The following is a 23,386-nucleotide window of genomic DNA, read 5'->3' as shown; positions in this document are numbered from 1 at the left end:
GGCTAACGCCTTTGGAGATGCTCCGTCAGGCCTTCGCCGCGATGTCCTTGGCCACGAGTTCAATGAACGCGTCGACCGACATCACTCCGAGGTCCTTGTTGCCCCGTGCGCGCACTGCCACTGCGCCAGCGGCCTTCTCCTTGTCGCCTGCAACAAGGATGTAAGGCAGCTTTTGCAACGAATGCTCCCGTATTTTATACGTAATCTTTTCGTTGCGCAGATCTGTCGCCACCCTAAGGCCTTGATTCGGAAATGCTTTTTGCAGCTTTTGCGCGACTTCCCGCACATAGTCCGCCTGCGCGTCAGTGATATTGAGCACGGCCGCCTGCACAGGAGCCAGCCATGTCGGCATGGCACCGGCATGCTGCTCGATGAGGATGCCGATGAAACGCTCCAGGCTGCCGACGATGGCACGGTGCAGCATCACGGGGCGATGGCGATCGCCGTCTTCACCCACGTATTCCGCATCCAGGCGCTCGGGCATGGAGAAGTCGACCTGGATGGTGCCGCACTGCCACTGGCGACCGATGGCGTCCTTGAGCGTGTACTCGATCTTGGGACCGTAGAACGCGCCATCGCCGGGCGAGATCACGTACTCGCAGCCCGAAGCCTCCAGGCTGTTGATCAGCGCGGCCTCCGCCTTGTCCCAGCTTTCATCGGAGCCGATGCGCGCCTCGGGGCGCGTGGCGACCTTGTAGATGATGTCGCTGAAACCGAAGTCCGCGTAGACCTTTTGCAGCAGCGTGGTGAAGGCCAGCACTTCGGGCTGGATCTGGTCTTCGGTGCAGAAGACGTGGCCGTCATCTTGCGTGAAGCCGCGCACGCGCATGATGCCGTGCAGGCCGCCCGTGGGCTCGTTGCGGTGGCACTGGCCGAATTCGCCGTAGCGCAGCGGCAGGTCGCGGTAGCTCTTGATGCCCTGCTTGAAGATCAGGATGTGGCCGGGGCAGTTCATCGGCTTGAGCGCGTAGTCGCGCTTTTCCGACTCGGTCGTGAACATGTTCTCGCGGTACTTGTCCCAGTGGCCGGTCTTCTCCCACAGGGTCTTGTCCAGGATCTGCGGACCCTTGACCTCCTGGTAGCCGTTGTCGCGGTACACGCGGCGCATGTACTGCTCGACCTCTTGCCACAAAGCCCAACCCTTCGGATGCCAGAACACGGTGCCTGGCGAATGCTCGTCGATGTGGAACAGATCCAATTCACGGCCCAGCTTGCGGTGGTCGCGCTTTTCGGCCTCCTCCAGCATGTGCAGGTACTGCTGCAGGTCGTCCTTGGTAGCCCAGGCCGTGCCGTACACGCGCTGCAGCATCTCGTTGCGATGGTCACCGCGCCAGTAGGCGCCAGCCACCTTCATCAGCTTGAAGAACTTGAGCTTGCCGGTGCTCGGCACGTGGGGGCCGCGGCACAGATCCTCGAAACCGCCTTCGCGGTACAGGCTCACATCCTCGTTCGAGGGGATGCTGGCGATGATCTCGGCCTTGTAGTTCTCGCCCATGCCCTTGAAGTAGGCCACGGCCTCGTCGCGCGGCAGCACGCGGCGCACCACGGGCTCGTCCTTGGCAGCCAGCTCGGCCATGCGTTTTTCGATGGCGACCAGGTCCTCGGGCGTGAAAGGACGCTTGTACGAGAAGTCGTAGTAGAAGCCATTCTCGATGACGGGGCCGATGGTGACCTGGGCCTCAGGAAACAGATCCTTGACGGCGTAGGCCAGCAAGTGGGCCGTCGAATGACGGATCACGTCCAGGCCATCTGCATCCTTGGCCGTCACGATGGACAGGGGCATGTCCTTGTCGATCACAAAGCTGGTGTCCACCACCTTGGCGTCGTCGCCCGTGCCAACCTTGCCAGCCAGTGCAGCCTTGGCAAGGCCCGTGCCTATCGATGCAGCCACTTCGGCCACGGTGACCGGACCGGGATACTCGCGTTGCGAACCATCGGGAAGCGTAATGTGGATCATGGGATTCCTAAAAATATTTCTCAGGGGGTGCGCCATCCCCCAAAAGCAAAAAAGCGCGGAGCCTGGTCCGCGCTTTGTTGGGGTCGAGTGAATCTCGTGCAGGCGCGAACCGCCAGCCGCTAGCGGCCGGTGTACATCTCCGATGTAGTTCGCGGTGTCATAACCATGATGCCTTTCTCGCCCTTGTCAGTTGAAAACTCCTGGCATTTTAACCCCAGCAAAGAAAAAGCGCCCGAAGCACAAGGCCCCGGACGCTTTCTCACCCCTATCTACCTGAAGTTGCACTCACCGAAGCCGCGCTTCAGTGGAATTGCTCCTCTTCCGTGGAGCCGGTCAGTGCCTTGACGCTGGACGAGCCGCCCTGGATCACCGTGGTCACGTCGTCGAAGTAGCCTGCACCCACTTCCTGCTGGTGCGACACGAAGGTGTAGCCTTGTTCGCGGGCTGCGAATTCGGGCTCCTGCACCATGTTCACGTAGTGCTTCATGCCTTCGCCGTTGGCGTAGGCGTGGGCAAACTTGAAGGTGTTGAACCAGTTGATGTGGATGCCGGCCAGCGTGATGAACTGGAACTTGTAGCCCAACGCAGACAGCTCTTCCTGGAAGGAGGCAATCTGGCTGTCGTTGAGGTTCTTCTTCCAGTTGAACGAGGGCGAGCAGTTGTAGCTCAGCAGCTTGCCTGGGCAGGCACCATGCACGGCCTGGGCGAACTCGCGGGCAAAGCCGATGTCAGGCACGCCGGTTTCGCACCACACCAGGTCTGCATAGGGTGCGTAGGCCACGCCGCGGCTGATGGATTGCTCCATGCCGTTCCTGACCCGGTAGAAGCCTTCCTGCGTGCGCTCGCCGGTCAGGAACGGCTTGTCGTTGGCGTCATGGTCGGAGGTGATCAGGTTGGCGGCTTCAGCATCGGTACGGGCCAGCACGATGGTGGGCACGCCCATCACGTCGGCGGCAAAGCGTGCGGAGATGAGCTTCTCGACGGCTTCCTGGGTAGGCACCAGCACCTTGCCACCCATGTGGCCGCACTTCTTCACGGCGGCCAGCTGGTCCTCGAAGTGCACGCCTGCCGCGCCAGCGGCAATCATGTTCTTCATCAGCTCGAACGCGTTGAGCACGCCGCCGAAGCCGGCTTCGGCATCCGCCACGATAGGCAGGAAGTAGTCGATGAATTCCTTGTCGCCGGGGTTGATGCCACGGCTCCACTGGATTTCGTCGGCGCGCTTGAAGGTGTTGTTGATGCGGCGCACCATGGTGGGCACCGAGTCATAGGCGTACAGCGACTGGTCGGGGTACATGGTTTCGCTGGTGTTGCCGTCGGCAGCCACCTGCCAGCCCGACAGGTACACCGCTTCCAGGCCGGCCTTGGCCTGCTGCATGGCCTGGCCCGCAGAGATGGCGCCAAAGGCATTCACGTAGCCTTTCTTGGCACCGCCGTTGATCCTGTCCCAGAGCAGTTCCGCGCCGCGCTGGGCCAGAGTGTATTCAGGCTGCAGGCTGCCGCGAAGACGCACCACGTCAGCGGCGCTGTAGCCACGCTTGACACCCTTCCAACGGGGGTTCTGCGCCCAGTCTTTCTCAAGGGCGGAAATCTGTTGTTCGCGGCTCAGTTGCTGGGTCAGGGATTGGGGCATGTTGCTCTCCTGGGAGGTTGTTGAAACAAGCGGCTTTCTTGCGTCGGCCTTGGGATCAAATTTAAGTCTTATAGAAGACCCGATCAACATCTTGTGTCTTATACAAGACCAAATTTTTCTTCATAAAAATCAACAGCTTATTTTCATATTTTTCAATGTGAAATTGCATTTCTCGTATTGAGAAAAAATGGCGCAACGCAGCAATTCATTTTTTCACAATGCAAAAAGAAGATTCCATGCAGTGAAAAATTGCCACAGCATGGCAAGCATTCGCGACACAGGTATGTCACGGGTGCCTGCCGTGCCCGCAGGTACCATCGCGCGTTCAGGCAGCGCTACCGCCGCCCCAAACTCCACAAGCCGTGAACACCTCCCATCGCAGATCTGCCTATGCCTGCCTGGCGCTGAGCATGTCCCTGGTCGGCAGCTATGTCGCCCTATCCAAGCCCTTGGCCGCCATTTTTCCGGTGCTGTTGCTGGCCTGGCTGCGCTTTGGCATAGGAGCCATCGCCATGCTGCGATGGCTGCGCAAGCCGGCTGACGAGGCTCCCTTGCCGCGCCGCACACAAGGACTGCTGTTCCTGGAATCGTTGTTCGGCAACTTCCTTTTCACCATCTGCATGGTTACCGGCGTCAGCCTGACCAGCGCCGTCACGGCAGGCGTGACCATGGCCGCCATTCCGGCCGCCGTAGCCTTGATGAGCTGGCTGTTCCTGCGCGAGCGCGTGGCCGCGCGCACCTGGCTGGCCATTGCACTGGCTGTGACCGGCATATGCTTGTATGCACTGTCGCGCCCCGACGCGGGCACCGCGGCAGTCTCTTCGACCTCGTCGCAGGCATGGCTGGGGCAGATGCTGCTCGTCGGCGCCGTGCTTTGCGAGGCGTTTTACGCCGTGATCGGCAAGCGCCTGACCACATCCCTGGGGCCCAAACGCATCACATCCATCGTCAACCTCTGGGGATTTGCGCTGTCAACTCCCTTCGGGCTGTATCTGGCCTGGCACTTCGACTTCGGCAGCGTGCAATGGAGCATCTGGGGACTGCTGCTGTTCTACGCCCTGGCTGCCTGCGTGTGGACCGTATGGCTGTGGATGACGGGCCTGCGCAGCGTGCCAGCCTCGCAAGCGGGCACTTTCACGGTTTTGCTGCCGATCAGCGCCGCCTTGGTCGGCATGTGCGTGCTGGGCGAACGGGTCACATCCATGCAGGCGCTGGCCTTCGCGATCGCCCTGCTGGGCATTTTTGTGGCTACCTGGCCCGCCCGAAAACTCTCTTCGGAACCTTCTTCCACAAGCGAGGCCCGCCCCCTCTGAAAGCGCTGACTCCGACGGCCCTCCAGCCATGGCGGCCCCCGAAAGGGAGCAGGGATGCAAAAACTCTTCAAAAAACAGCGCCACAGCAACAAATCGAGGCAAAAATTTGACGGGTGAGCTTGGAAGACCGTTTTTTTCCCATTAGCATCAGCCTGCCAGTGGATAGCGACGGTTTTTCGCTGGTAAAGAATCCACTCCATACTAGGAACAAGCAACATGGCAACTGCAAAGAAGGCAACGGCTGCTCCGGCAGCTCCCGCAAAGAAGCGCACTCCCAACGCCGCCTTCATGAAACCCCTCACCCCCAGCCCCGCTCTGGCTGCCGTGGTGGGTTCCACCCCCCTGCCCCGCACCGAGATCATCAGCAAGCTGTGGGTCTACATCAAGGCCAACAAGCTGCAAGACGCTGCCAACAAGCGCATGATCAACGCTGATGCCAAGCTCAAGGAAGTGTTCGGCAAGCCCCAAGTCTCGATGTTCGAGATGGCTGGCCTGATCGGCAAGCACGTCAAGTAATCCCCGGGCCTGCCCCACGGATGAAAGCCGGCCCATGGGCCGGCTTTTCTTTTTTCCGGATGTCTGCCACCGGCGATGCGCCATCGCCCACCCTCCAATGCCATGAGCCAAGTGCCCGCACTGCAAGCCGTTCCCGACGGCATCATCAATCTGGCCGACCACGAGATCCAGGCGCGGCAGCGGTTGGACGACAACGCCTGGGCCTACTTCTCGGGCGGCGCGGCCGATGAACACAGCCTTGCCGCCAACCGCAGCGCCTGGGATGCGCTCACGTTGTGGCCACGCGTACTCAGGCCTCTTGCAGGGGGAAACACACGGCTGCAACTGCTGGGGCGAGAGCTGGCCTGCCCCCTGCTGGTCGCCCCCATGGCCTTCCAGCAAATGGCGCATGCCGACGCAGAGCTTGCAACAGCCTATGCGGCTGCGGCGCTGGGCGCGGGCATGGTGCTCAGCACCCAGGCCAGCCTGCCGCTGGAGACTGTGGCGAAGGCCGCACAGCTCACGCCGACCCGCGGGCCGCTATGGTTCCAGCTGTACCTGCAGCACGACCGGGGCTTTACCAGGCAATTGATCGAACGGGCCGAGGCGGCAGGCTACGAAGCGCTGGTGCTGACGGTGGACGCCCCAGCCAGCGGCGTACGGGACCGTGAACGCCGCGCGCGCTTTAGCCTTCCCGCCGGCATTTCTGCCGTCAATCTGCAGGGCCTGGCTCCATCTCCGGCCGTCCGGCTCACACCGGACCAGAGCGCACTGTTCGACGGCCTGCTGCAGCATGCGCCCACCTGGGATGACGTTGCCTGGCTGCAGCAGCAGACGCGCCTGCCAGTGCTGCTCAAGGGGGTGCTGCATCCGGCTGACGCGCTGCAGGCGGCGAGATCGGGCGTGGCAGGCATCATTGTTTCCAACCACGGGGGACGCACGCTGGATACCGTTCCCGCAACGGCCACCGCACTGCCGCGCGTCACCAAGGCCTTGCGCAACTCGGGCCATGCGCTCCCTGTGCTCGCCGACGGCGGCATACGGCGAGGCACCGATGTGCTCAAGGCCATCGCTCTCGGTGCAACGGCTGTGCTGATAGGCCGCCCGATAATCTGGGGTCTGGCCAATGCAGGTGCCGCTGGCGTGGCCCACGTACTGAGGCTGCTGCGCGACGAACTGGAGGTCGCCATGGCCCTGACAGGCTGTGCAACCCTCGCGCAGGCCACTGTGGAACTGCTGGATACCGAGTAAAGCGCAAGGCCATACAGCCCTACAGACAACCAAGAATTGCAAATGCGATGAATTCTCATTTATAATTTTTCATCTCATCAATAGCCAGCCATTACTGCCTGTAGCCATGATCGTCTGTGTATGTCGCCGGGTTTCCGACCGTGAGATCGCACGCCACGCTCACGCTGGCATGAGCTTTGACGAAATCCAATTCGAATTGGGTATCGCCATGCAGTGCGGCCGGTGCGAGAGTTGTGCCCGGGATGTGGTGGCGCAATGCTGCGCAACCCAGCCCGTGGCGGCCATACACAACGAGATCGCGGCCCAGACCGTCCAGCTTGCCAACAATATCCTGGAGAGCAAAGCATGGTCCTCCTCTCAGCACTTGTCGGCAGCCTGATCCTCGTCGTTACATGCACCTGGTGGATCCTGCGCAGCTGATACTCCGTCTTCCGAGCGACAGCACCCGGCACCTATCCGCTGTCAGCTCCTTCTGTCTCTATGTCCCAGTCTGATCGTTTTGGCCCCCCCGGGGGCCTTGGCCGTAACGTGGCCATCGCGGGTTCGGTCGTGGTCTTGCATGCAGCAACCCTCTGGGCGATGCAGCATGGCCTGCTCCAGCGCGCCCCCGAAGAGGTCATCGTGCCAGCCCAGGTGATCGCGGAATTCATTTCGCCACCCGCGCCCGAGCCCGAGGCCCCCAAGCCACCTCCGCCGCCACCGCCCCCCCCCAAGCCACAGCCGGTCGTGAAGAAGGCGCCGCCTCTGCCCAAGGCCATTGCCGATCCCAAGCCGGCACCTGCGGCGCCGCGAGGCACGCTGGAAGACGAGCCCAAGCCCGTCGTGGAGGCACCGCCGGCCCCCCCGGCACCGCCCGCCCCACCTGCCCCGCCCGCGCCTCCTGCCCCTCCGGCACCGCCCAAGATCGAGCTGCCATCCAACAATGCCGCCTACCTGAACAACCCGGCGCCCAACTACCCTGCCATCAGCCGGCGCATGGGCGAGCAGGGAACCGTGATGCTGCGCATCTTCGTGGATGCGCAAGGCCTGCCTCAGAAGATCGAGGTCAGCAAATCCAGCGGCTACGACCGTCTGGACCAGCAGGCCGTGGACGGCGTCAAGAACTGGAAGTTCGTCCCCGGCAAGAGCAACGGCACGCCAACCCCCATGTGGGTTACGGTCCCGGTCAAATTCACCCTCAATTGATTCTCAGGAGTATCCATGGATTCCCAATTCGGCATTGCCCACGTCTGGACGCAGGGAGACTTCGTCACCCGTGCCGTCGCCGTCATCCTGCTGGCCATGTCGGTGGCCTCTTGGCTGGTGATGATCATCAAGGCCCTGGACATCGTGAAGTTCAAGAAGTACGCCCGCAACGCCCAGGACTTCTGGCACAGCCCCGACCTGGCCAGCGGCCTGGAAAAGCTCGGCAATGACCGGTCCAACCCCTTCCGCTACCTGGTGCTCGAAGGCCGCGAAGCCACTGCCCACCACCGCAAGACCAGCGCCCACCTGCACGACACGCTTGACATCAGCGACTGGGTGACCCGCTGCATGCGCAACGGCATCAGCGAGTTCACGGCCCGCCTGCAATCGGGCCTGGCCATTCTGGCCTCCGTGGGCTCGACAGCCCCCTTCATCGGCCTGTTCGGCACCGTCTGGGGCATCTACCACGCACTGGTCGCCATCGGCCTGTCGGGCCAGTCCTCCATCGACAAGGTGGCAGGCCCCATCGGCGAGGCGCTGATCATGACGGCCCTGGGTCTGGCCGTGGCCATTCCGGCTGTGCTCGGCTACAACGCCGTGGTGCGTGGCAACAAGTCCATCCTCAACGCACTCAACAGCTTTGCCCACGACATGCACGCCTACTTCGTGACCGGCGCCCGCGTGTCCATCGACGGCAAGGAAGCCGGCAATGTGCTGCCGCTGAAGAAAGGCGCGTAAGCCATGGCATTCGGAACAATGGATGATGACGGCGAAGAGGTGATGAACGAGATCAACATGACGCCGCTGGTCGACGTCATGCTGGTGCTCCTGATCATCTTCATCATCACCGTGCCGGTGATGAAGCATTCGGTGAACGTGGACCTGCCCCGCGCCACCAACCAGCCCGAAGACGTCAAGCCCGCCACCGTGCGCCTGGCCGTGTCCGCTGATGGCCAGTACCACTGGAATGGCGTGGCCGTGAGCGATACGCAGTTCGAGGAAAACCTCAAGGCCGAGGCAGCCAAGGAGCCGCAACCCGACCTGCACATCCAGGGCGACAAGGAAGTGCGCTACGAGCGTGTTGCCCAGGCCATGGCCGCCGCCCAGCGTGCCGGCGTGCGCAAGATCGGCTTTGTGACGGACCCCGTCAAGTAGGCCGCGAGAGCGGCATTCGTTGCCTGGCGCTCAGCGACAACGGCCCTTCGGGGCCGTTTTCCATTGCGGCCCGCTCTTGGAACAAGCTCGCGGGGTGATCAGGCGTTCGGTCGTTCGGTCGTTCGGGGGGCAGAAACCACAATGAGAGTAAGTCTCACTTGATTTTCAATTGAGAATTGTTATCATTCACAAAACTTTCCAATTTTTGAGGAATTCCCTGCATGTCTGCCACTTCCGCCGCCACCTCGCATCTGTCCGGCAACTCCACAGCCCAGGCCTTTGCAGCGCTGCAGGCCGCAGCATCCGCAGCCCTCAGCGGGGCCGCCAGCGGACTCGACAGCACCTTGCTGCTCAATGGGCAAAAGGCTGTGACCATCGTGCACAACGGCACACCCTATCGTCTGCAGGCCACCAAGCTGGGCAAGCTCATCCTGACCAAATAACCAAGATTGCAGCCGTCGGCGGGTCATGTTCGGGTCCGCTGACCGCTTCTTTGTTTCATCGTGGGGCGACCTTGGGGCTTCCAGTCCCAAAGGTCGATTAGCCAGCCAACAGAATCTTCGGATTTTGCGTAGCCAAGCATTTTTTCCCTGCGCTGCAATGTGGATCGCTTCAAAGAAAAAGCCCCTGTACTGAGGTACAGGGGCTTTTTCTTTGCCTCATGAATCGGCCCAAAAGGCAGATTCATGCAGGGTGCATCAGGGGCTTTTACAGACCCAGAGCCGCAATGCCGGCGCTGGCCACCTGGGCATCCTCATTGGCCTTGACGCCGCTGACGCCCACGGCACCCAGGCACTGGCCGTCCTTCATGATGGCCACGCCGCCTTCGAGCAGGCCGTCCACCGTGGGGGCGCTCAGGAAGGCCGTACGGCCGTTGTTGATCATGTCTTCATAGCCCTTGGTGTCGCGGCGGCCCAGGGCAGCCGAACGGGCCTTGGACGGAGCGATATGGGCCGAGACTGCGGCGGCGCCATCGAGGCGCTGCAGCCACAGCAGGTGACCGCCGTCATCGACGATGGCAATGGTCACGGCCCACTTGTTCTTCAGCGCCTCGGCCTCTGCGGCGGCGGCAATGGCCTTCACGTCGGCCAGTTCGAGTTCATGCTTGGTCTTCATAAGATTGCAGTTATCCATTCCATCACAAATGTCCTATAAGCATAGCAATCGTATGAGGACTGACAATGCATGCGCAGAACAAAACATTCGAAACCAAACCATGGCAGAGGCTCGGGGTATTGCAAGCGGCGCGCGAGCCGCCACCTAGAATGGGCAAGTCGCAATAACACTCCTTCGGAGGACTGGCCACATGAATGATCAAGTCACCACACTGGGCTCTGCGGGCTACGGTGTCTCGCAGCAAGAGCGCAATCGCGTATTGCGCAACACCTACTGGCTGCTGGCCCTGAGTCTTCTCCCCACCGTGCTGGGCGCTTGGCTGGGCGTGGCCACGGGCATCACGCGCTCGCTGAGCGGCGGTCTGGGGCTCATCGTCTTCCTGGGCGGCGCCTTCGGCTTCATGTTCGCCATCGAGAAGACAAAGCACTCGGCAGCCGGCATTCCCGTGCTGCTGGGCTTTACCTTCTTCATGGGCCTGATGCTGTCGCGCATGATCGGCATGATCCTGGGCTTCAAGAACGGCTCCGAGCTGATCATGACCGCCTTTGCAGGCACGGCCGGCGTGTTCCTGGTCATGGCCTCGCTGGCCACGGTGATCAAGCGCGACCTGTCGGGCATGGGCAAGTTCCTGTTCGTGGGTGTGCTGGTGCTGTTCGTGGGCTCCATCATCAACGTCTTCATCGGCTCCACGGCCGGCATGATGGCGATCTCGGTGGCGGCCATCGGCATCTTCAGCGCCTACATGCTCTATGACCTCAAGCAGATCATGGACGGCGGCGAGACCAACTACATCAGCGCCACGCTGGCCCTGTACCTGGACCTGTTCAACGTGTTCCAGAGCCTGCTGGCCCTGCTGGGCATCATGGGCGGCGAACGCGACTGATGCCGCACGCGCCAAGGCTGCGCCTTGCGTGCTGCAACACCAAAGGCCTCCTTCGGGAGGCCTTTTGCATGTCCGGGATCATCATTCGTGCAAGGCGGGCTCAACTTTTTCCGGGTCGTGCCGATAATCTCGTCAAGATGACCATGCCTAATCTTCCCCGCACCTTCGCCATCCTGCTGCTGCCCACGCTGCTTGCCGGCTGCAAGCTGGATGATATTCCGGGCCTGGGGCCGGACCCCCGCGCCGTCGCCAAGGAGGCCGAGGCCAAGGCCATTGGCGGGGCCTGCCGCCATGCCCTGCGCGGGCTGGAGGATTGCTACACGCTCAACCCCAAATCGCCCAAGGCCCTGGTGTTCGCAGGCTGGAAGGATATGGACGAGTACATGCGCGCCAACAAGATCGAGGGCACGCCTTCGGTCCTGGGCCAGAGTGACCGCCGCCGCAGCGACAAGGAAGATGTGCCTGCCGAGCCTTCGGCAGGACGCAATCGCAGCTGATCCGGCAGGCATCCGGATCCGGCCGCAAAAAAGCCGTGGCGCCCTCAGGCGGCCACGGCTTTTTCATGCAAGGCCTGCGGGGCCGCCGTCAGTCCACGCGACGCTCGAACACCGCCATGCTCTCCACATGGGCCGTGTGCGGGAACATGTTGACCACGCCGGCCGAAACACAGCGATAGCCGGCCAGGTGCACCAGCAGACCGGCATCGCGTGCCAGCGTGGCGGGATTGCAGCTGACATAGACGATGCGCTCTGGAAAGCGCCAGTCCTCATGCCCTGCCGGCAGGGGCTCGGCGCCTTCGGCGCCGATGCGCGCCTGGTGGATGTCGGCCAGGGCCTTGGACAGCGCAAACGCTCCTTCGCGCGGCGGATCGACCAGCCACTTGCCGGCGACGCCGTCGGCGAACAGCATCTCGGGCGTCATCTCGAACAGGTTGCGCGCCACAAAGCGCGTGGGCGCGAGCTTGTCGCCCTCCGCCCGCTGCGCGTTGTTGGCCGCGTAGTTTTCATGGGAGCGCTTGACCAGGGTGTCGCTGCCCTCGATGCCCAGCACCTCGCGCGCCTGCGTGGCCAGGGGCAGGGTGAAGTTGCCCAGACCGCAGAACCAGTCGATCACGCGCTCATCCTTCTTGACATCCAGCAAGCGCAGCGCGCGCGTGACCAGCACGCGGTTGATGTGCGGATTGACCTGGGTGAAGTCCGTGGGCTTGAACGGCATGGTGATGCCGAAATCGGGCAGGCCGTAGTCGAGCTGGGCGCCTCCCTGCTCCATGAGGTGCACGGTGTCCGGGCCCTTGGGTTGAAGCCACCACTGCACGTTGTGCTCGGCCGCGAAAGCGCGGAGCCGGGCCTGATCGTCCTCGGACAGCGGCTCCAGGTGGCGCAGCACCAGGGCCGTGACCGAATCGCCGCAGGCGACCTCGATCTGCGGGCAGGTTTCGCGCGCATCCATGGAGGCGATCAGCGCGCGCATGGGCAGCAGCATGGCATCCACATGGGGTGGCAGGACCTTGCAGGTCTCCATGTCGGCGATGTAGCGGCTCTTGCGCTCGTGAAAGCCCACCAGCACCTTGCCCTTCTTGGCCACGTAGCGCACCGACAGGCGCGAGCGGAAGCGGTAGCCCCAGGACGGACCCTCGATGGGGCGCAGCAGCGTCTCGGGCCTGACCTTGGCCAGATGCCAGAGGTTGTCCTCCAGCACGCGCTGCTTGATGGCCACCTGGGCAGCGACGTGCAGATGCTGCATCTTGCAGCCGCCGCAGGCGCCGGCATGCAAGCCGAAGTTGGGGCAGCCGGGGCGCACGCGCTGGGAGGATTCGCGGTGGATGGCCGTCAGGCTGGCGGCTTCCCAGTTGTTTTTCTTGCGATGGGTATTGGCGCTGACCAGCTCGGTCGGCAGTGCGCCGTCGATGAATACCACCTTGCCATCGCTCTTGCGGGCCACGCCCTGGGCGTCCATATCCATGGACAGCACCTGCAGCCAGCCTTCGGGCAGTGCAGGGGCGTCGGCGTCGGCTTCGGGCAGGTTGTCGGGGATCTTGTTGTCGCGGGGTTCACTCATGGGGCCAGATTGTCTCAGGCTCTCCGATTGCCCTGGTGGCGGCCCCCCAAAAAAGCCCCGAACTCGCTTTTGCCCCTCAGGAGCGCGGCGTGCTGCTGCGGCCCAGGTCCCGCTGGCGCTCCTGGCGTGCACGCGCCAGTTGCTCGCGTTCGGCCAGCAGGTTGACTTCAGTGAGGCAGTTGAACTCGTCCAGCGTGAACACCATGGTGGCGCCGCGCTCGATCTTTTCCACGGTCTGGTGCAGCGGCAAGGTCAGGTCCACCGGCGGGCGGTTGGAGCGGTAGATCAGTTCCTGCTCGGGCGTGTAGACGGAATAGCAGGCGGCAGACGCAGCCTGCGCCAGCGCGCAGGCGGCCAGCACGGTGATGGCACGCAGGTTTTGCACAGCAGTCATGGTGTTCCCCTCAAAACGGTGGCCCGCCTGTGTATGTACTGGGTGGCAGGCCAGGCTGCCCAGCATTATGGAGCAGCACATGCCGCGCCCCGCCAGGTGCCGCCCCCGCGCTGCAGCCGGTTTTGATTTTTCAGCTTTCTCAAATTTCTCTCTTGACAGAAATTTCAGACCTGCAGACACTGAAGCCATGCAACTGAGTCCCATCGCACACCGTTTCATCCACCATTGGGGCGACATGGGCAGCTCCTGGGGAGTGAACCGCACGGTCGCCCAGATCCACGCCCTGCTGTTTTTCCATGGCCGCCCGCTCAATGCGGAAGAGATTGCCGGCACGCTGGGCGCCGCTCGCTCCAACGTGAGCAACAGCCTCAAGGAACTGCAGGACTGGGAGCTGATCCGCATCAGCCGCAGGCCCGGCGACCGCCGCGACTACTTCGAGACCTCGTCCGATGTCTGGGAGCTGCTGCGCACCATCGTGCGAGAGCGCAAGCAGCGCGAGTTCGACCCGACCTCCGAGATGCTGCGCGAACTGATAGCAGAGCCCGGTTTCGATGCCGAATCCCCCGACACCCAGGACCGCGTGCACGAGACGCTGCGCCTCATGGAGTCGCTGGGCATCTGGACCGACGAGATGCTGCGGCTGTCGCCCTCCACGCTGGACAAGCTCCTGCGCCTGGGCGCCAGCGTGCAGCGCTTCGTGCGCTCCGAGGCCGCTGACACCCGTGTCAAGCGCGGACGCCGAGCCTGAAATTTCCGTCACAAGAGAAACTGGAGGTCACCATGCGCATTCTGGTCTGCGGCGGCAACGGCTTCATCGGCCGCCATATCGTCAACCTGCTGGCACTGGCCGGCCACGACCCCGTGGCGCGCAGCCGCCATTCACTGCCTGCGCTCGACTACGCCAAGGCCACCACGCCCGAGGCCTGGCTGCCGCACCTGGCGGGCGTGGATGCCGTGGTCAATGCCGTGGGCGTGCTGCGCGACAGCGCCTCCCGGCCCATCGATGCCATGCACGCCCTGGCCCCCATTGCCCTGTTCGATGCCTGCGCGGCGGCTGGCGTGCGGCGCGTGGTGCAGATCTCTGCCCTGGGCATAGAAGGCAGTGCCACGCGCTACGCCACCACCAAGCGCGCCGCTGACGAGCATCTGCTGGCACTCACGGCAGCCGGCCATCTGCAAGGCTGCGTGGTCCGCCCCAGCGTGGTGTTCGGCGCTGGCGGCGCCAGCAGCGAGATGTTCCTGTCCATGGCGCGCCTGCCGGCGCTGCTGCTGCCGCGCCCCGTGCTGCAGGCCCGCGTGCAGCCCGTGGCCGTGCGCGACCTGGCCGAGGCCGTGGCCGGCCTGGTGACGCGCCCCGAGCCCGTGGGCATGATCGAGATCGGTGGCCCCCTGCCCTTGCCGCTGGCCGCACTGATTGCCAGCCTGCGCGCGCAAATGGGCCGCGCCCCCGCCCGCGTGGGCACGCTGCCCGGCTGGCTCACCCGCGCCAGCGCACGCGCTGGCGACTGGGTCAGCGCCTCGCCCTGGTGCAGCGAGACACTGGCCATGCTGGCCAGCGACAACGTCACTGATCCGGCTGGCCTGCAAGGCCTGCTGGGCCGGCCCGGCGTTGCGCCCTCCCAACTGCTGTCCACCTTGCGCCATGGATGAGCGCCGCTCTCGCACCGTTCCAGCGCCGCTGCGCACCATGCACTTGAGCCTGATCGCCGTCTGGCTGGGCACGGCCCTGGTCAGCGCCATCGAGCACCGCGGCCTGAGCGTGCAGGTGCTGGCCGATGCCGGCATCCACGATGCGGGCTGGCAGACATTCCTGATCTGGAGCGGCCTGCTCGCCGACCTGGCCGTGGGCCTGGCGCTGTGGCTGCTGCCCGGCCGCAAGAGCTATCTGGCGGCCCTGCTGCTGATGGCCGCCATGACCGTACTGGCCACGGCGCTGCAGCCCACGCTGTGGCTGCATCCGCTGGGGCCGCTGCTCAAGAACCTGCCGATCGCAGCCATGCTGCTGCACCTGATGTCGGCGCCCGTCACGTCCAAGGAGTCCGCATGAATCTCTACCTGTTGCTCAAGACGCTGCATATCGCGTCCAGCGTGCTGCTGGTCGGCACCGGCCTGGGCTCGGCCTTCTACATGTTCTTCGCCAACCGCAGCGGCAGCGTCGCTGCGCAGGCCGTGGTCAGCCGCCTGGTGGTGCGTGCGGACTGGTGGTTCACCACGCCCTGCGTGGTCATACAGCCTGTGAGCGGCATTGCCCTGGCCCACATGGCGGGCTGGCCGTTGACCACGCCGTGGCTGGCACTGTCGCTGGGCCTGTACCTGCTGGCCGGCGCCTGCTGGCTGCCCGTGGTCTGGCTGCAGATGCGCATGGCCGCCATGGCGCGCGGCGCACACGCAGCACAGGCCGCCCTGCCCGCCCTATATGCCGTCTACGCCCGGCGCTGGGAGGCGCTGGGCTACCCGGCCTTCATCGCCATGGCCGTGACCTATTACCTGATGGTCAACAAGCCGATGCTCTGGGGCGGTTGAGCATCGGCAGTGCCTTCAGTGCCTGGCCTCAGAGCTTGGCAATGGACACTTCGGTGGATTTGACCAGGGCCACCACGTCGGAGCCCACGACCAGGCCCAGCTCGTCCACCGAGCGCGTGGTGATCACCGAGGTGACCACGCCCCAGGGCGTTTGCACATCGACTTCGGAGACAACGTCACCACGGATGATTTCGCGCACCTGGCCCTTGAACTGGTTGCGCACGTTGATGGCTTGAATGGACATGTTTTTCTCCTGGGGATCAAAAGGAATCAAAGGAAGGTTGGGGAAAACGAAAAGTCAGACCGCCCAGCGCAGGCCATGGGCCGGCACGCCGGGCCAGGCCGTGGTGTCGGTCAGGGGGTTGGAGTCGGGCTCGGCAGCGGGCTTTTGCAGCACGCGGTCGAGAATGCGTTGCTCGATGGCCGCCAGCGCCACGCTGCCGTGCACGCGCGGCCGTGGCAGGGCAATGCGTTCGTCCAGCGCGATGCGGCCGTCCTCGATCAGCACCACGCGGTCGGCCAGGGCCACGGCCTCCTGCACGTCATGCGTGACCAGCAGGGCCGTGAAGCCGTGGCTCTGCCACAGGCCTTCGATCAGGCGGTGCATCTCTATGCGGGTGAGCGCATCGAGCGCGCCCAGCGGCTCGTCCAGCAGCAGCAGTTGCGGGCGGTGCACCAGGGCGCGCGCCAGGGCCACGCGCTGGCGCTGGCCGCCGGACAGGCGCGCCGGCCATTCGCCCTCGCGGTCGGCCAGGCCGACCTGGGCCAGCACTTCGCGGCCACGTTCCTGGGCCGAGGCGGGCAGGCCCAGCGTCACATTGGCCAGCACGCGCCGCCAGGGCAGCAGGCGCGCATCCTGGAACATGATGCGCGTGCCACCCTGCGCGCCCTGCACGGCGCGGGCGAGCTCGCCGTCCAGCAGCAGGGTGCCGGCCGTGGCCTGCTCCAGGCCTGCGACCAGGCGCAGCAAGGTGCTCTTGCCGCAGCCGCTGCGGCCCACGATGGCGACGAATTCGCCAGGCTCCACCTGCAGCTGCACTTCGTGCAGCACCTCGCGCTGACCGTAGCGCTTGGTCAGCCCGCCGGCCTGCAGGCGCACGCCACGGCGCGGTGCGGATTGGGGGGATGCGGACTGCGGTGCATCGTCGTTCTGGGCCAGGCGGTCGCTGACGTCCAGGCCATCGGCGTCGAACGAGGCCTCCCAGGCCATCGCCGGCGCGGTGGTGTTCAGCTCCACGGCCTGTGCCAGCGTGGTCTTCATGCGGTTCCATCGGCTCATGTCGTGCTCCTTGTGTCACTTGGGCTGGTAGCCCGGATGCCAGCGCAGCCACCAGTGCTCCAGCGCACGCGCAAACCAGTCGGCCAGCTTGCCCAGCAGGGCGTACAGCAGGATGCCGACCAGCACCACGTCGGTCTGCAGGAACTCGCGGGCGTTCATGGTCAGGTAGCCGATGCCCGACTGCGCCGAGATGGTCTCGGCCACGATCAGGATCACCCACATCAGGCCCAGCGAAAAACGCAGGCCGACGAGGATGGAGGACAGCGCGCCCGGCAGGATGACCTCGCGGTACAGCTGCCAGCGCGTGAGGCCGTAGCTGCGCCCCATCTCGATCAGCGCAGGGTCCACATTGCGTATGCCGTGGAAGGTGTTCAGGTAGATGGGAAAGAACACCGACACGCTGATCAGGAACAGCTTGGCGCTCTCGTCGATGCCGAACCACAGGATGACCAGCGGAATCAGCGCCAGCGCGGGAATGTTGCGCACCATCTGGATGGTGGAGTCCAGCAGCGTCTCCGCCCAGCGCAGCGAGCCCGTGAGCAGGCCCAGCGCCAGCCCCAGCCCGCCGCCGATGGCCAGGCCACCCAGCGCGCGGCCCGCGCTCACCTGCACATGCTTGAGCAGCTCTCCCGACTCGGCCAGCGTCTGCGCGGCGCGCAGCACATCCAGCGGAGCGGGCAGCACCCGCGTGGACAGCCAGCCCCACGCCGAGGCGGCCTGCCAGACGGCGATCAGCGCCAGCGGCACCAGCCAGGGCACCAGGCGGCGGCCCACGCCGGCCGCAAAGCGTAGCAGCGGCGACCAGGAATCGCCGGCCGGGGGGGCCGAGGAGGCCGGCAGCGCAGAAACGGTACGTGCATCGGACATGCGTGACTCCCTCAGCTTTGCGACGCGCGCGGCGAGTACAGGTTGGCAACGGTCTCGCCCAGCGGCCCGCCCACGCCGCCAGCCAGCCTGTCGCGCATGGACAGCGGCAGCAGCGGGAAGACCAGCTCGGCAAAGCGGTAGGCCTCTTCCAGGTGCGGATAGCCGGACAGCACGAAGGTGTCTATGCCCAGGTCCGCGTACTCCTTGATGCGGTCGGCCACGGTCTGCGCATCGCCCACCAGGGCCGTGCCCGCGCCGCCGCGCACCAGGCCCACGCCGGCCCAGAGGTTGGGGCTGATCTCCAGCTCGGCCCGCGTGCGGCGGCTGCCGCCGGCATGCAGGGCGGCCATGCGGCGCTGACCTTCCGAGTCCATGCGCGCGAAGGCGGCCTGGGCCTGGACCACGGTCTCGTCCTTGAGGCGGCTGATCAGGCGATCGGCGTCGGCCCAGGCCTCGTCCTCGGTCTCGCGCACGATGACGTGCAGGCGGATGCCGAACTTCACGCTGCGGCCATGGCGCGCCGCCTTCTCGCGCACATCGGCAATCTTTTTGGCCACCTCGGCCGGGGGCTCGCCCCAGGTCAGGTAGGCATCGACCTGCTCGGCGGCCAGGTCGTGCGCGGCCTCGGACGAGCCGCCGAAGTACACGGGCGGATACGGCTTTTGCAGCGGCGGGAACAGCAGCTTGGCGCCCTTGACCGAGAGGTGTTCACCTTCGTAGTCGAGCGTGCCGCCCTCATGGCTGCGCTCAAGGATCTCGCGCCAGATGCGGATGAACTCGGCCGATTGCTCGTAGCGCTGCGCATGGTCGAGGAAGACGCCGTCGCCCTCCAGCTCGGCGCGGTCGCCGCCCGTGACCAGATTGATCAGCAGCCGCCCGCCCGACAGGCGGTCGAACGAGGCAGCCATGCGCGCCGCCAGGCTGGGCTGGTGCAGGCCGGGACGCACGGCGACCAGGAACTTCAGGCGCCTGGTGACCGGAATCAGGCTGGAGGCGACGACCCAGGGGTCCTCGCAGGAGCGGCCCGTGGGAATCAGCACGCCCTCGTAGCCCAGGCTGTCGGCCGCGATGGCGACCTGCTTGACATAGTCGTGGCTGAGCGGGCGGGCGCCCTCGGCCGTGCCGAGGTAGCGACTGTCGCCGTGGGTGGGAATGAACCAGAAAACCTGCATGCGCTGCTCCAGTCAGGGGACGGAATCGAGGAAGGAAATCAAAGGGCGGAAGAAGGCCGTGCCGCCGCAGGCTCGGCCAGCCGCGCGTACTCGGCCGCCGAGGGCCGCCAGACGATGTCGGCCACCTGCACCTGGCGCGGAATCAGGCCCAGCCGAAAAAATGCATCGGCCACGCGCTGCTGGTCCACCACGGTCTGCGCAGCCAGCAGGCCCACGGGGGAGCTGGGCCGGCGCGCAATGAAGCGGCTGACCACCGCCGTATCCAGGCCGCTGAAGCCGGCCACCAGGGCCACGGCCTCCTGGCGTGCGCTCTGGGCCAGGCGATCGGCGCGCGTGAGCTCATCGAACAGCGCGCGCAGCACCTGCGGATGGCGCTCCACCAGTCCGCGCGCGGCCAGGTAGAACGAGGCGTTGCCCGACAGGCCTTCGCCATTGGCCAGCACGCGCGGGCGAATCGCCAGCTCGGTGGCCGCGTAGAACGGGTCCCAGATGGCCCAGGCGTCCACGCTCTTGCGCTCGAAGGCGGCGCGCGCATCGGCCGGGGCCAGGTAGACGGGCTGGATCTCGTTCCAGGCCAGGCCCGCCTTGTCCAGCGCGCGCACCAGCAGGTAATGGGCGCTGGAGCCTTTTTGCAGCGCCACGCGCCGGCCCTTGAGGTCGGCCAGGGCGCGCAGCGGCGAGTCCGACGGCACGAGGATGGCCGAGCTCTCGGGCTTGGGCGGCTCGGCGCCCACGTACAGCAGGTCGCGGCCCGCGGCCTGGGCAAAGACCGGGGGTGAATCGCCGGTCAGGCCGAAATCCAGGCTGCCGGCGGCCAGGGCCTCCAGCAGCTGGGGGCCGGCCGGAAACTCCAGCCAGCTGACCTTGGTGCCCGCAAAGCGCTTTTCCAGCACGCCTTGCTGCTTGAGGATGACCAGGTTGACGGCCGACTTCTGGTAGCCGATGCGCAACTGCTCGGGCCCGGCCACGGCGGCCGGCGTCTCGGCGCGTGCGTACTGGCCGGCCAGGCTCCAGCTGAAGGCGGTGGTGCCCAGCAGTTGCAGGGCCTGGCGGCGCACGCGGTCCAGGCGGGGCTTCTTGGAATTGGCATTCATGGTGCGGACTCCTTGCAGTGGGCTCAGGGGCGCGACGCGATCAGGTCCACCGGCGCGGCATGCAGCAGGTTGAGCTTGCGGGGGATGAGCTTGAGCTCGAAGAAGGTGTCGGCGATCTGCTGCTGCTCGGCCAGGATCTCGCGCGTCACGGACGAGGTGCCGAAGCGGGCACGGCTCAGGTACAGCTCGGTAATGGACTTATCCAGGCCCAGGATGCTGGACAGCTCGGCGGCAGCGGCCGTCTGGTTCTTCGAGGCCCAGCGGTCAATCCCATCGACCTCTTCGATGGCAATGCGCAGCACATCGGCATTGCGCGTGGCGAAATCGCGCGAGGTGAAGTAGTAGGCGCGGTTGTTGACCACGCCCGTGGCATCGGCCAGCAGGCGGGCGTCCAGCGTCTTTTGCGCGGCAGCCAGGAAGGGGTCCCAGATCAGCCAGGCATCGACGGAGCCGCGCTCGAAGGCGGCACGCGCATCGGCCGGCGCCAGGAAGACGGACTGCACATCGCCGTACTTCAGGCCGTGCTTTTCCAGCAGCTTGACCAGGAAGTACTGCACGTTCGAGCCCTTGTTGTAGGCCACGCGCTTGCCCTTGAGGTCCTGCACGCTGCGGATGGGCGAGTCCTTGGGCACGATCACCGCCTCCAGCCCGGGGCGCGGCACGGTGGCGCCCGCATAGACCAGGGGTGCCCCTGCGGCCTGCGCAAAGATGGGCGGGGCCTCGCCCACATCGCCGAAGTCGATGGAGCCCACGTTCAGCGCCTCCAGCTGCACGGGGCCGGCGTTGAACTCGATCCAGCGCACGGATACGCCCAGCGGCGCCAGCCGCTTTTCCAGCGTGCCCCGGCTCTTCAGGATGGACAGCCAGCCCTTTTGGTGGCCCACGCGCAGCACGCGGTCACCCGCCTTGTCCTGGGCCAGGGCCGGGCCGCCCACCGTGGCGACTGCTGCGGCAAGGCCCGCGCCCAGCAGTTGGCGTCGGCGCCAGTTGGCTGTGTGTCGGGGTAAAGAATCAAACGAGACCATGACGGACATCCTTGGAAGAGTGGTGCGTGGTGCGTGGTGCGTGGTGCGTGGCGCAGGCAAAGCGCTGCCCATGCATGCGCGCGGCATGCAGCCAAAAAACAAAAAAGGGAATGCGGAGCAAGGGGCGGCCGCCTGCAGGGCCAGGCCTGCAGGCGCACCGCACGGAGTCGTCAGGTGCTACATCGCCGGCTGGCGAAGGCCACGGTCTCGAAGCGAAGAAAAGAGCTGGATGCCACCACGCCTGCCTTGCCTGCCTTGCCTGCCACTCCTGCCTTGTGCATCCGCACGCCTGCCTGCGCCGTGCGGCGCGCGGCCGGCAAAGAGTGGCGGGAGGTCAGGAAGATGGACATGGCGGATCGTGGGAGGTTGGCAGGTGTCTGGGAAAGCGGGTGAATTCAGTGGGTGGGCGCCGGCCGGGCCGGCGCGCCGCACTCACTTCTTGGTGTAGATCTGGTCGAAGCTGCCGCCGTCGGCAAAGTGATCCTTGTCGGCCTTGGCCCAGCCGCCGAAGGCCTGGTCGATGGTGACCAGCTCCAGCTTGGGGAACTTGTCCGCGAACTCGGCCTTGACCTTGGCATCCGTGGGACGGTAGTAGTTGCGGCCGGCGATGCGCTGGCCTTCCTCGGAGTACAGGTACTTCAGGTACTCCTCGGCCACGGCGCGCGTGCCCTTCTTGTCCACGACCTTGTCGACCACGGCCACCGAAGGCTCGGCCAGGATGGACAGCGAAGGCACGACGATCTGGAATTTGTCGGGACCGAACTCCTTGAGTGCCAGGAAGGCCTCGTTCTCCCAGGCCAGCAGCACATCGCCCACGCCGCGCTGCACGAAGGTGATGGTGGCGCCGCGCGCGCCCGTGTCCAGCACGGGCACGTTCTTGAACAGCTTGCCGATGAAGTCCTTGGCCTGTGCGTCGCCGCCGTACTTGCGCTTGGCGAATTCCCAGGCGGCCAGGTAGTTCCAGCGCGCACCGCCGCTGGTCTTGGGGTTGGGCGTGATCACCTGCACGCCGGGCTTGACCAGGTCGTCCCAGTCCTTGAGGTTCTTGGGATTGCCCTTCTTCACCAGGAAGACGATGGTGGAGCTGTAGGGCGCCGAGTTGTGCGGCAGGCGCTTTTGCCAGTCGGCCTTGAGCAGGTTGCCGTTCTTGACCAGGGCGTCGATGTCGCCGGCCAGCGCCAGCGTGGCCACGTCGGCGTCGATGCCGTCGATGATCGAACGCGCCTGCTTGCCCGAGCCGCCATGCGACTGCTTGACGCTCACGTCCTGGCCGCTCTTGGCCTTCCAGTGCTTGGCGAAGGCCTGGTTGTATTCCACGTACAGCTCGCGCGTCGGATCGTAGGAGACATTGAGCAGTTGCACCGACTGGGCCAACGCCGGCAGAGCCGACAGGGTCAAGCCCGCGATCAGGCCGGCGGCGACAGGAAACTTGATAAAGTGGCGGCGAATTTTCATTGGAGTGTCGGTAGAGAGTGGAGACGACGGTCTGGTGCCGTGGAAAGCATTCTCAAAGCCAACTCTTAAAACTCAAACCAATAAGATTTCAGTTTGTTATTCCCAAAACATCTGAATCTCTGCAAGACAAGGACTCAATTCCCCATGGCACGTACCGTTCACTGCATCAAGCTTGGCGTTGACGCTGAAGGCCTGGATTTCCCGCCCTACCCCGGCGAGCTGGGCAAGCGCATTTTTGAAGGCGTGAGCAAGCAGGCCTGGGCCGACTGGCTCAAGCACCAGACGATGCTGGTCAACGAAAACCGCCTGAACCTGGCCGACGCACGCGCCCGCCAGTACCTGGCCCGCCAGATGGAAAACCACTTCTTCGGCGGCGGCGCCGATGCGGCGGCCGGCTACGTGCCTCCTACGGCCTGAGCCGCTTCGTGCCCTTTCACCGCCCCCGTCGCACCGCGCCGGGGGCGGTTTCATTTGCGGTGCCGCAAACGGCCGCCGCCCAGAGACCGCCTACAATGCCCGCCTTCTTGCGCT

Annotated in this window: 29 protein-coding genes; 15 read left to right on the top strand and 14 right to left on the bottom strand. The window is 65.0% G+C overall.

Features of this window, described 5'->3' with window-relative positions:
- Positions 1-25: 25 nt before the first annotated feature.
- Complete coding sequence (gene thrS / locus ACF8ML_RS20855) at positions 26-1,957, bottom strand: threonine--tRNA ligase (protein WP_047326859.1); 1,932 nt, start codon at positions 1,955-1,957, stop codon at positions 26-28.
- A gap of 301 nt (positions 1,958-2,258) precedes the next feature.
- On the bottom strand, positions 2,259-3,590 hold the full coding sequence (gene aceA / locus ACF8ML_RS20850; protein WP_016448318.1) for an isocitrate lyase: 1,332 nt from the start codon (positions 3,588-3,590) through the stop codon (positions 2,259-2,261).
- A gap of 362 nt (positions 3,591-3,952) precedes the next feature.
- On the opposite strand from aceA, the gene ACF8ML_RS20845 reads away from it, so the two are divergent.
- From ACF8ML_RS20845 to ACF8ML_RS20810, 8 genes are all read left to right on the top strand, one after another.
- Positions 3,953-4,903, top strand: a complete 951-nt coding sequence (locus ACF8ML_RS20845; protein ID WP_392407852.1) for a DMT family transporter — start codon at positions 3,953-3,955, stop codon at positions 4,901-4,903.
- A 216-nt stretch (positions 4,904-5,119) separates the two neighbouring features.
- Positions 5,120-5,419 carry an SWIB/MDM2 domain-containing protein gene (locus ACF8ML_RS20840; RefSeq protein WP_012206418.1) on the top strand — a complete coding sequence of 100 codons (300 nt, stop codon included), beginning with the start codon at positions 5,120-5,122 and terminating at the stop codon, positions 5,417-5,419.
- 102 nt (positions 5,420-5,521) lie between these two features.
- Entirely contained in the window at positions 5,522-6,649 is a 1,128-nt protein-coding gene (locus tag ACF8ML_RS20835) for an alpha-hydroxy acid oxidase (protein ID WP_047326857.1), read from the top strand.
- 106 nt (positions 6,650-6,755) lie between these two features.
- The gene (locus ACF8ML_RS20830) at positions 6,756-7,028 is read left to right on the top strand and encodes a bacterioferritin-associated ferredoxin (RefSeq protein ID WP_016448321.1); all 273 of its coding nucleotides are present in this window, start codon (positions 6,756-6,758) and stop codon (positions 7,026-7,028) included.
- Positions 7,029-7,129: 101 nt separating this feature from the next.
- Complete coding sequence (locus ACF8ML_RS20825; RefSeq protein ID WP_016448322.1) at positions 7,130-7,834, top strand: energy transducer TonB; 705 nt, start codon at positions 7,130-7,132, stop codon at positions 7,832-7,834.
- A 15-nt stretch (positions 7,835-7,849) separates the two neighbouring features.
- Positions 7,850-8,572, top strand: a complete 723-nt coding sequence (locus ACF8ML_RS20820) for a MotA/TolQ/ExbB proton channel family protein (RefSeq protein WP_016448323.1) — start codon at positions 7,850-7,852, stop codon at positions 8,570-8,572.
- A 3-nt stretch (positions 8,573-8,575) separates the two neighbouring features.
- Entirely contained in the window at positions 8,576-8,989 is a 414-nt protein-coding gene (locus ACF8ML_RS20815; protein ID WP_016448324.1) for a biopolymer transporter ExbD, read from the top strand.
- A gap of 221 nt (positions 8,990-9,210) precedes the next feature.
- Positions 9,211-9,432, top strand: a complete 222-nt coding sequence (locus ACF8ML_RS20810) for a hemin uptake protein HemP (RefSeq protein WP_016448325.1) — start codon at positions 9,211-9,213, stop codon at positions 9,430-9,432.
- A gap of 23 nt (positions 9,433-9,455) precedes the next feature.
- Here the strand turns inward: ACF8ML_RS20810 and ACF8ML_RS20805 are convergent, their stop codons facing one another.
- Positions 9,456-9,677 carry a hypothetical protein gene (locus ACF8ML_RS20805; RefSeq protein WP_126312043.1) on the bottom strand — a complete coding sequence of 74 codons (222 nt, stop codon included), beginning with the start codon at positions 9,675-9,677 and terminating at the stop codon, positions 9,456-9,458.
- Positions 9,678-9,697: 20 nt separating this feature from the next.
- On the bottom strand, positions 9,698-10,105 hold the full coding sequence (locus ACF8ML_RS20800; RefSeq protein ID WP_017405970.1) for a heme-binding protein: 408 nt from the start codon (positions 10,103-10,105) through the stop codon (positions 9,698-9,700).
- Between the two features lie 190 nt (positions 10,106-10,295).
- On the opposite strand from ACF8ML_RS20800, the gene ACF8ML_RS20795 reads away from it, so the two are divergent.
- Together ACF8ML_RS20795 and ACF8ML_RS20790 are read left to right on the top strand one after the other, a co-directional pair.
- Positions 10,296-10,988: a Bax inhibitor-1/YccA family protein gene (locus tag ACF8ML_RS20795; RefSeq protein WP_012206426.1), complete on the top strand. Its 693-nt coding sequence runs from the start codon at positions 10,296-10,298 to the stop codon at positions 10,986-10,988.
- A 68-nt stretch (positions 10,989-11,056) separates the two neighbouring features.
- Positions 11,057-11,485, top strand: a complete 429-nt coding sequence (locus ACF8ML_RS20790) for a hypothetical protein (protein WP_016448327.1) — start codon at positions 11,057-11,059, stop codon at positions 11,483-11,485.
- Between the two features lie 88 nt (positions 11,486-11,573).
- Here the strand turns inward: ACF8ML_RS20790 and rlmD are convergent, their stop codons facing one another.
- The gene (rlmD, locus tag ACF8ML_RS20785) at positions 11,574-13,046 is read right to left on the bottom strand and encodes a 23S rRNA (uracil(1939)-C(5))-methyltransferase RlmD (protein WP_046240686.1); all 1,473 of its coding nucleotides are present in this window, start codon (positions 13,044-13,046) and stop codon (positions 11,574-11,576) included.
- A gap of 76 nt (positions 13,047-13,122) precedes the next feature.
- Positions 13,123-13,440, bottom strand: coding sequence for a hypothetical protein (locus ACF8ML_RS20780; protein WP_043791529.1), 318 nt, complete (start codon positions 13,438-13,440; stop codon positions 13,123-13,125).
- A 187-nt stretch (positions 13,441-13,627) separates the two neighbouring features.
- Here ACF8ML_RS20780 and ACF8ML_RS20775 point away from each other — a divergent pair, with 187 nt between their 5' ends.
- Genes ACF8ML_RS20775 through ACF8ML_RS20760 form a run of 4 tightly spaced genes read left to right on the top strand, consistent with a single transcriptional unit; the run spans position 13,628 to position 15,963 of the window.
- On the top strand, positions 13,628-14,188 hold the full coding sequence (locus ACF8ML_RS20775; RefSeq protein ID WP_047326855.1) for a GbsR/MarR family transcriptional regulator: 561 nt from the start codon (positions 13,628-13,630) through the stop codon (positions 14,186-14,188).
- A 32-nt stretch (positions 14,189-14,220) separates the two neighbouring features.
- Positions 14,221-15,090 carry an NAD-dependent epimerase/dehydratase family protein gene (locus ACF8ML_RS20770; RefSeq protein ID WP_047326854.1) on the top strand — a complete coding sequence of 290 codons (870 nt, stop codon included), beginning with the start codon at positions 14,221-14,223 and terminating at the stop codon, positions 15,088-15,090.
- A complete protein-coding gene (locus ACF8ML_RS20765; protein ID WP_016453303.1) occupies positions 15,083-15,487 on the top strand; it encodes a DoxX-like family protein in 405 nt (134 codons plus the stop codon). Before ACF8ML_RS20770 ends, ACF8ML_RS20765 begins: the two co-directional genes overlap by 8 nt.
- Complete coding sequence (locus ACF8ML_RS20760; protein WP_016448332.1) at positions 15,484-15,963, top strand: DUF2269 domain-containing protein; 480 nt, start codon at positions 15,484-15,486, stop codon at positions 15,961-15,963. The genes ACF8ML_RS20765 and ACF8ML_RS20760 overlap by 4 nt, the downstream gene beginning before the upstream one ends.
- A 28-nt stretch (positions 15,964-15,991) precedes the next feature.
- On the opposite strand, the gene ACF8ML_RS20755 is transcribed toward ACF8ML_RS20760, so the two are convergent.
- From ACF8ML_RS20755 to ACF8ML_RS20720, 8 genes are all read right to left on the bottom strand, one after another.
- A complete protein-coding gene (locus ACF8ML_RS20755) occupies positions 15,992-16,207 on the bottom strand; it encodes a molybdopterin-binding protein (RefSeq protein ID WP_012206434.1) in 216 nt (71 codons plus the stop codon).
- A gap of 54 nt (positions 16,208-16,261) precedes the next feature.
- On the bottom strand, positions 16,262-17,242 hold the full coding sequence (locus ACF8ML_RS20750) for an ATP-binding cassette domain-containing protein (RefSeq protein WP_392407849.1): 981 nt from the start codon (positions 17,240-17,242) through the stop codon (positions 16,262-16,264).
- A 15-nt stretch (positions 17,243-17,257) separates the two neighbouring features.
- Entirely contained in the window at positions 17,258-18,109 is an 852-nt protein-coding gene (ssuC, locus tag ACF8ML_RS20745; protein ID WP_392407848.1) for an aliphatic sulfonate ABC transporter permease SsuC, read from the bottom strand.
- Positions 18,110-18,120: 11 nt separating this feature from the next.
- Positions 18,121-19,281, bottom strand: a complete 1,161-nt coding sequence (gene ssuD, locus ACF8ML_RS20740) for an FMNH2-dependent alkanesulfonate monooxygenase (RefSeq protein WP_392407847.1) — start codon at positions 19,279-19,281, stop codon at positions 18,121-18,123.
- Positions 19,282-19,319: 38 nt separating this feature from the next.
- On the bottom strand, positions 19,320-20,375 hold the full coding sequence (locus tag ACF8ML_RS20735) for an aliphatic sulfonate ABC transporter substrate-binding protein (protein ID WP_133072953.1): 1,056 nt from the start codon (positions 20,373-20,375) through the stop codon (positions 19,320-19,322).
- 23 nt (positions 20,376-20,398) lie between these two features.
- The gene (locus ACF8ML_RS20730) at positions 20,399-21,400 is read right to left on the bottom strand and encodes a sulfonate ABC transporter substrate-binding protein (protein WP_392407846.1); all 1,002 of its coding nucleotides are present in this window, start codon (positions 21,398-21,400) and stop codon (positions 20,399-20,401) included.
- 170 nt (positions 21,401-21,570) lie between these two features.
- A complete protein-coding gene (locus ACF8ML_RS20725; RefSeq protein WP_392407845.1) occupies positions 21,571-21,750 on the bottom strand; it encodes a hypothetical protein in 180 nt (59 codons plus the stop codon).
- A gap of 82 nt (positions 21,751-21,832) precedes the next feature.
- The gene (locus tag ACF8ML_RS20720) at positions 21,833-22,855 is read right to left on the bottom strand and encodes a sulfate ABC transporter substrate-binding protein (protein ID WP_012206440.1); all 1,023 of its coding nucleotides are present in this window, start codon (positions 22,853-22,855) and stop codon (positions 21,833-21,835) included.
- A 144-nt stretch (positions 22,856-22,999) separates the two neighbouring features.
- Here ACF8ML_RS20720 and ACF8ML_RS20715 point away from each other — a divergent pair, with 144 nt between their 5' ends.
- Positions 23,000-23,272, top strand: coding sequence for an oxidative damage protection protein (locus tag ACF8ML_RS20715; protein ID WP_012206441.1), 273 nt, complete (start codon positions 23,000-23,002; stop codon positions 23,270-23,272).
- The last annotated feature ends 114 nt before the right edge of the window (positions 23,273-23,386 follow it).

Source organism: Delftia sp. WSY_10 (assembly GCF_043104705.1).
GTDB lineage: Bacteria > Pseudomonadota > Gammaproteobacteria > Burkholderiales > Burkholderiaceae_C > Comamonas > Comamonas tsuruhatensis.
Note: the sequence above shows the minus strand (reverse complement) of the source record. Positions and strands in the feature narration are given on the sequence as shown.

Bases quoted from the DNA above. Each gene is read 5' to 3' on its own strand.
- ACF8ML_RS20775 (WP_047326855.1), top strand. From the start codon at position 13,628: ATGCAACTGAGTCCCATCGCACACCGTTTCATCCACCATTGGGGCGAC.
- ACF8ML_RS20760 (WP_016448332.1), top strand. From the start codon at position 15,484: ATGAATCTCTACCTGTTGCTCAAGACGCTGCATATCGCGTCCAGCGTG.
- ACF8ML_RS20800 (WP_017405970.1), bottom strand. From the start codon at position 10,105: ATGAAGACCAAGCATGAACTCGAACTGGCCGACGTGAAGGCCATTGCC.
- ACF8ML_RS20755 (WP_012206434.1), bottom strand. From the start codon at position 16,207: ATGTCCATTCAAGCCATCAACGTGCGCAACCAGTTCAAGGGCCAGGTG.
- ssuC (WP_392407848.1), bottom strand. From the start codon at position 18,109: ATGTCCGATGCACGTACCGTTTCTGCGCTGCCGGCCTCCTCGGCCCCC.
- ACF8ML_RS20790 (WP_016448327.1), top strand. From the start codon at position 11,057: ATGTCCGGGATCATCATTCGTGCAAGGCGGGCTCAACTTTTTCCGGGT.
- ACF8ML_RS20835 (WP_047326857.1), top strand. From the start codon at position 5,522: ATGAGCCAAGTGCCCGCACTGCAAGCCGTTCCCGACGGCATCATCAAT.
- ACF8ML_RS20730 (WP_392407846.1), bottom strand. From the start codon at position 21,400: ATGGTCTCGTTTGATTCTTTACCCCGACACACAGCCAACTGGCGCCGA.
- ACF8ML_RS20735 (WP_133072953.1), bottom strand. From the start codon at position 20,375: ATGAATGCCAATTCCAAGAAGCCCCGCCTGGACCGCGTGCGCCGCCAG.
- ACF8ML_RS20805 (WP_126312043.1), bottom strand. From the start codon at position 9,677: ATGAATCTGCCTTTTGGGCCGATTCATGAGGCAAAGAAAAAGCCCCTG.
- ACF8ML_RS20750 (WP_392407849.1), bottom strand. From the start codon at position 17,242: ATGAGCCGATGGAACCGCATGAAGACCACGCTGGCACAGGCCGTGGAG.
- aceA (WP_016448318.1), bottom strand. From the start codon at position 3,590: ATGCCCCAATCCCTGACCCAGCAACTGAGCCGCGAACAACAGATTTCC.
- ACF8ML_RS20830 (WP_016448321.1), top strand. From the start codon at position 6,756: ATGATCGTCTGTGTATGTCGCCGGGTTTCCGACCGTGAGATCGCACGC.
- ACF8ML_RS20715 (WP_012206441.1), top strand. From the start codon at position 23,000: ATGGCACGTACCGTTCACTGCATCAAGCTTGGCGTTGACGCTGAAGGC.
- ACF8ML_RS20765 (WP_016453303.1), top strand. From the start codon at position 15,083: ATGGATGAGCGCCGCTCTCGCACCGTTCCAGCGCCGCTGCGCACCATG.
- thrS (WP_047326859.1), bottom strand. From the start codon at position 1,957: ATGATCCACATTACGCTTCCCGATGGTTCGCAACGCGAGTATCCCGGT.
- ACF8ML_RS20795 (WP_012206426.1), top strand. From the start codon at position 10,296: ATGAATGATCAAGTCACCACACTGGGCTCTGCGGGCTACGGTGTCTCG.
- ACF8ML_RS20820 (WP_016448323.1), top strand. From the start codon at position 7,850: ATGGATTCCCAATTCGGCATTGCCCACGTCTGGACGCAGGGAGACTTC.
- ACF8ML_RS20815 (WP_016448324.1), top strand. From the start codon at position 8,576: ATGGCATTCGGAACAATGGATGATGACGGCGAAGAGGTGATGAACGAG.
- ACF8ML_RS20770 (WP_047326854.1), top strand. From the start codon at position 14,221: ATGCGCATTCTGGTCTGCGGCGGCAACGGCTTCATCGGCCGCCATATC.
- ACF8ML_RS20720 (WP_012206440.1), bottom strand. From the start codon at position 22,855: ATGAAAATTCGCCGCCACTTTATCAAGTTTCCTGTCGCCGCCGGCCTG.
- ACF8ML_RS20840 (WP_012206418.1), top strand. From the start codon at position 5,120: ATGGCAACTGCAAAGAAGGCAACGGCTGCTCCGGCAGCTCCCGCAAAG.
- ACF8ML_RS20725 (WP_392407845.1), bottom strand. From the start codon at position 21,750: ATGTCCATCTTCCTGACCTCCCGCCACTCTTTGCCGGCCGCGCGCCGC.
- ACF8ML_RS20825 (WP_016448322.1), top strand. From the start codon at position 7,130: ATGTCCCAGTCTGATCGTTTTGGCCCCCCCGGGGGCCTTGGCCGTAAC.
- ssuD (WP_392407847.1), bottom strand. From the start codon at position 19,281: ATGCAGGTTTTCTGGTTCATTCCCACCCACGGCGACAGTCGCTACCTC.
- ACF8ML_RS20810 (WP_016448325.1), top strand. From the start codon at position 9,211: ATGTCTGCCACTTCCGCCGCCACCTCGCATCTGTCCGGCAACTCCACA.
- ACF8ML_RS20780 (WP_043791529.1), bottom strand. From the start codon at position 13,440: ATGACTGCTGTGCAAAACCTGCGTGCCATCACCGTGCTGGCCGCCTGC.
- rlmD (WP_046240686.1), bottom strand. From the start codon at position 13,046: ATGAGTGAACCCCGCGACAACAAGATCCCCGACAACCTGCCCGAAGCC.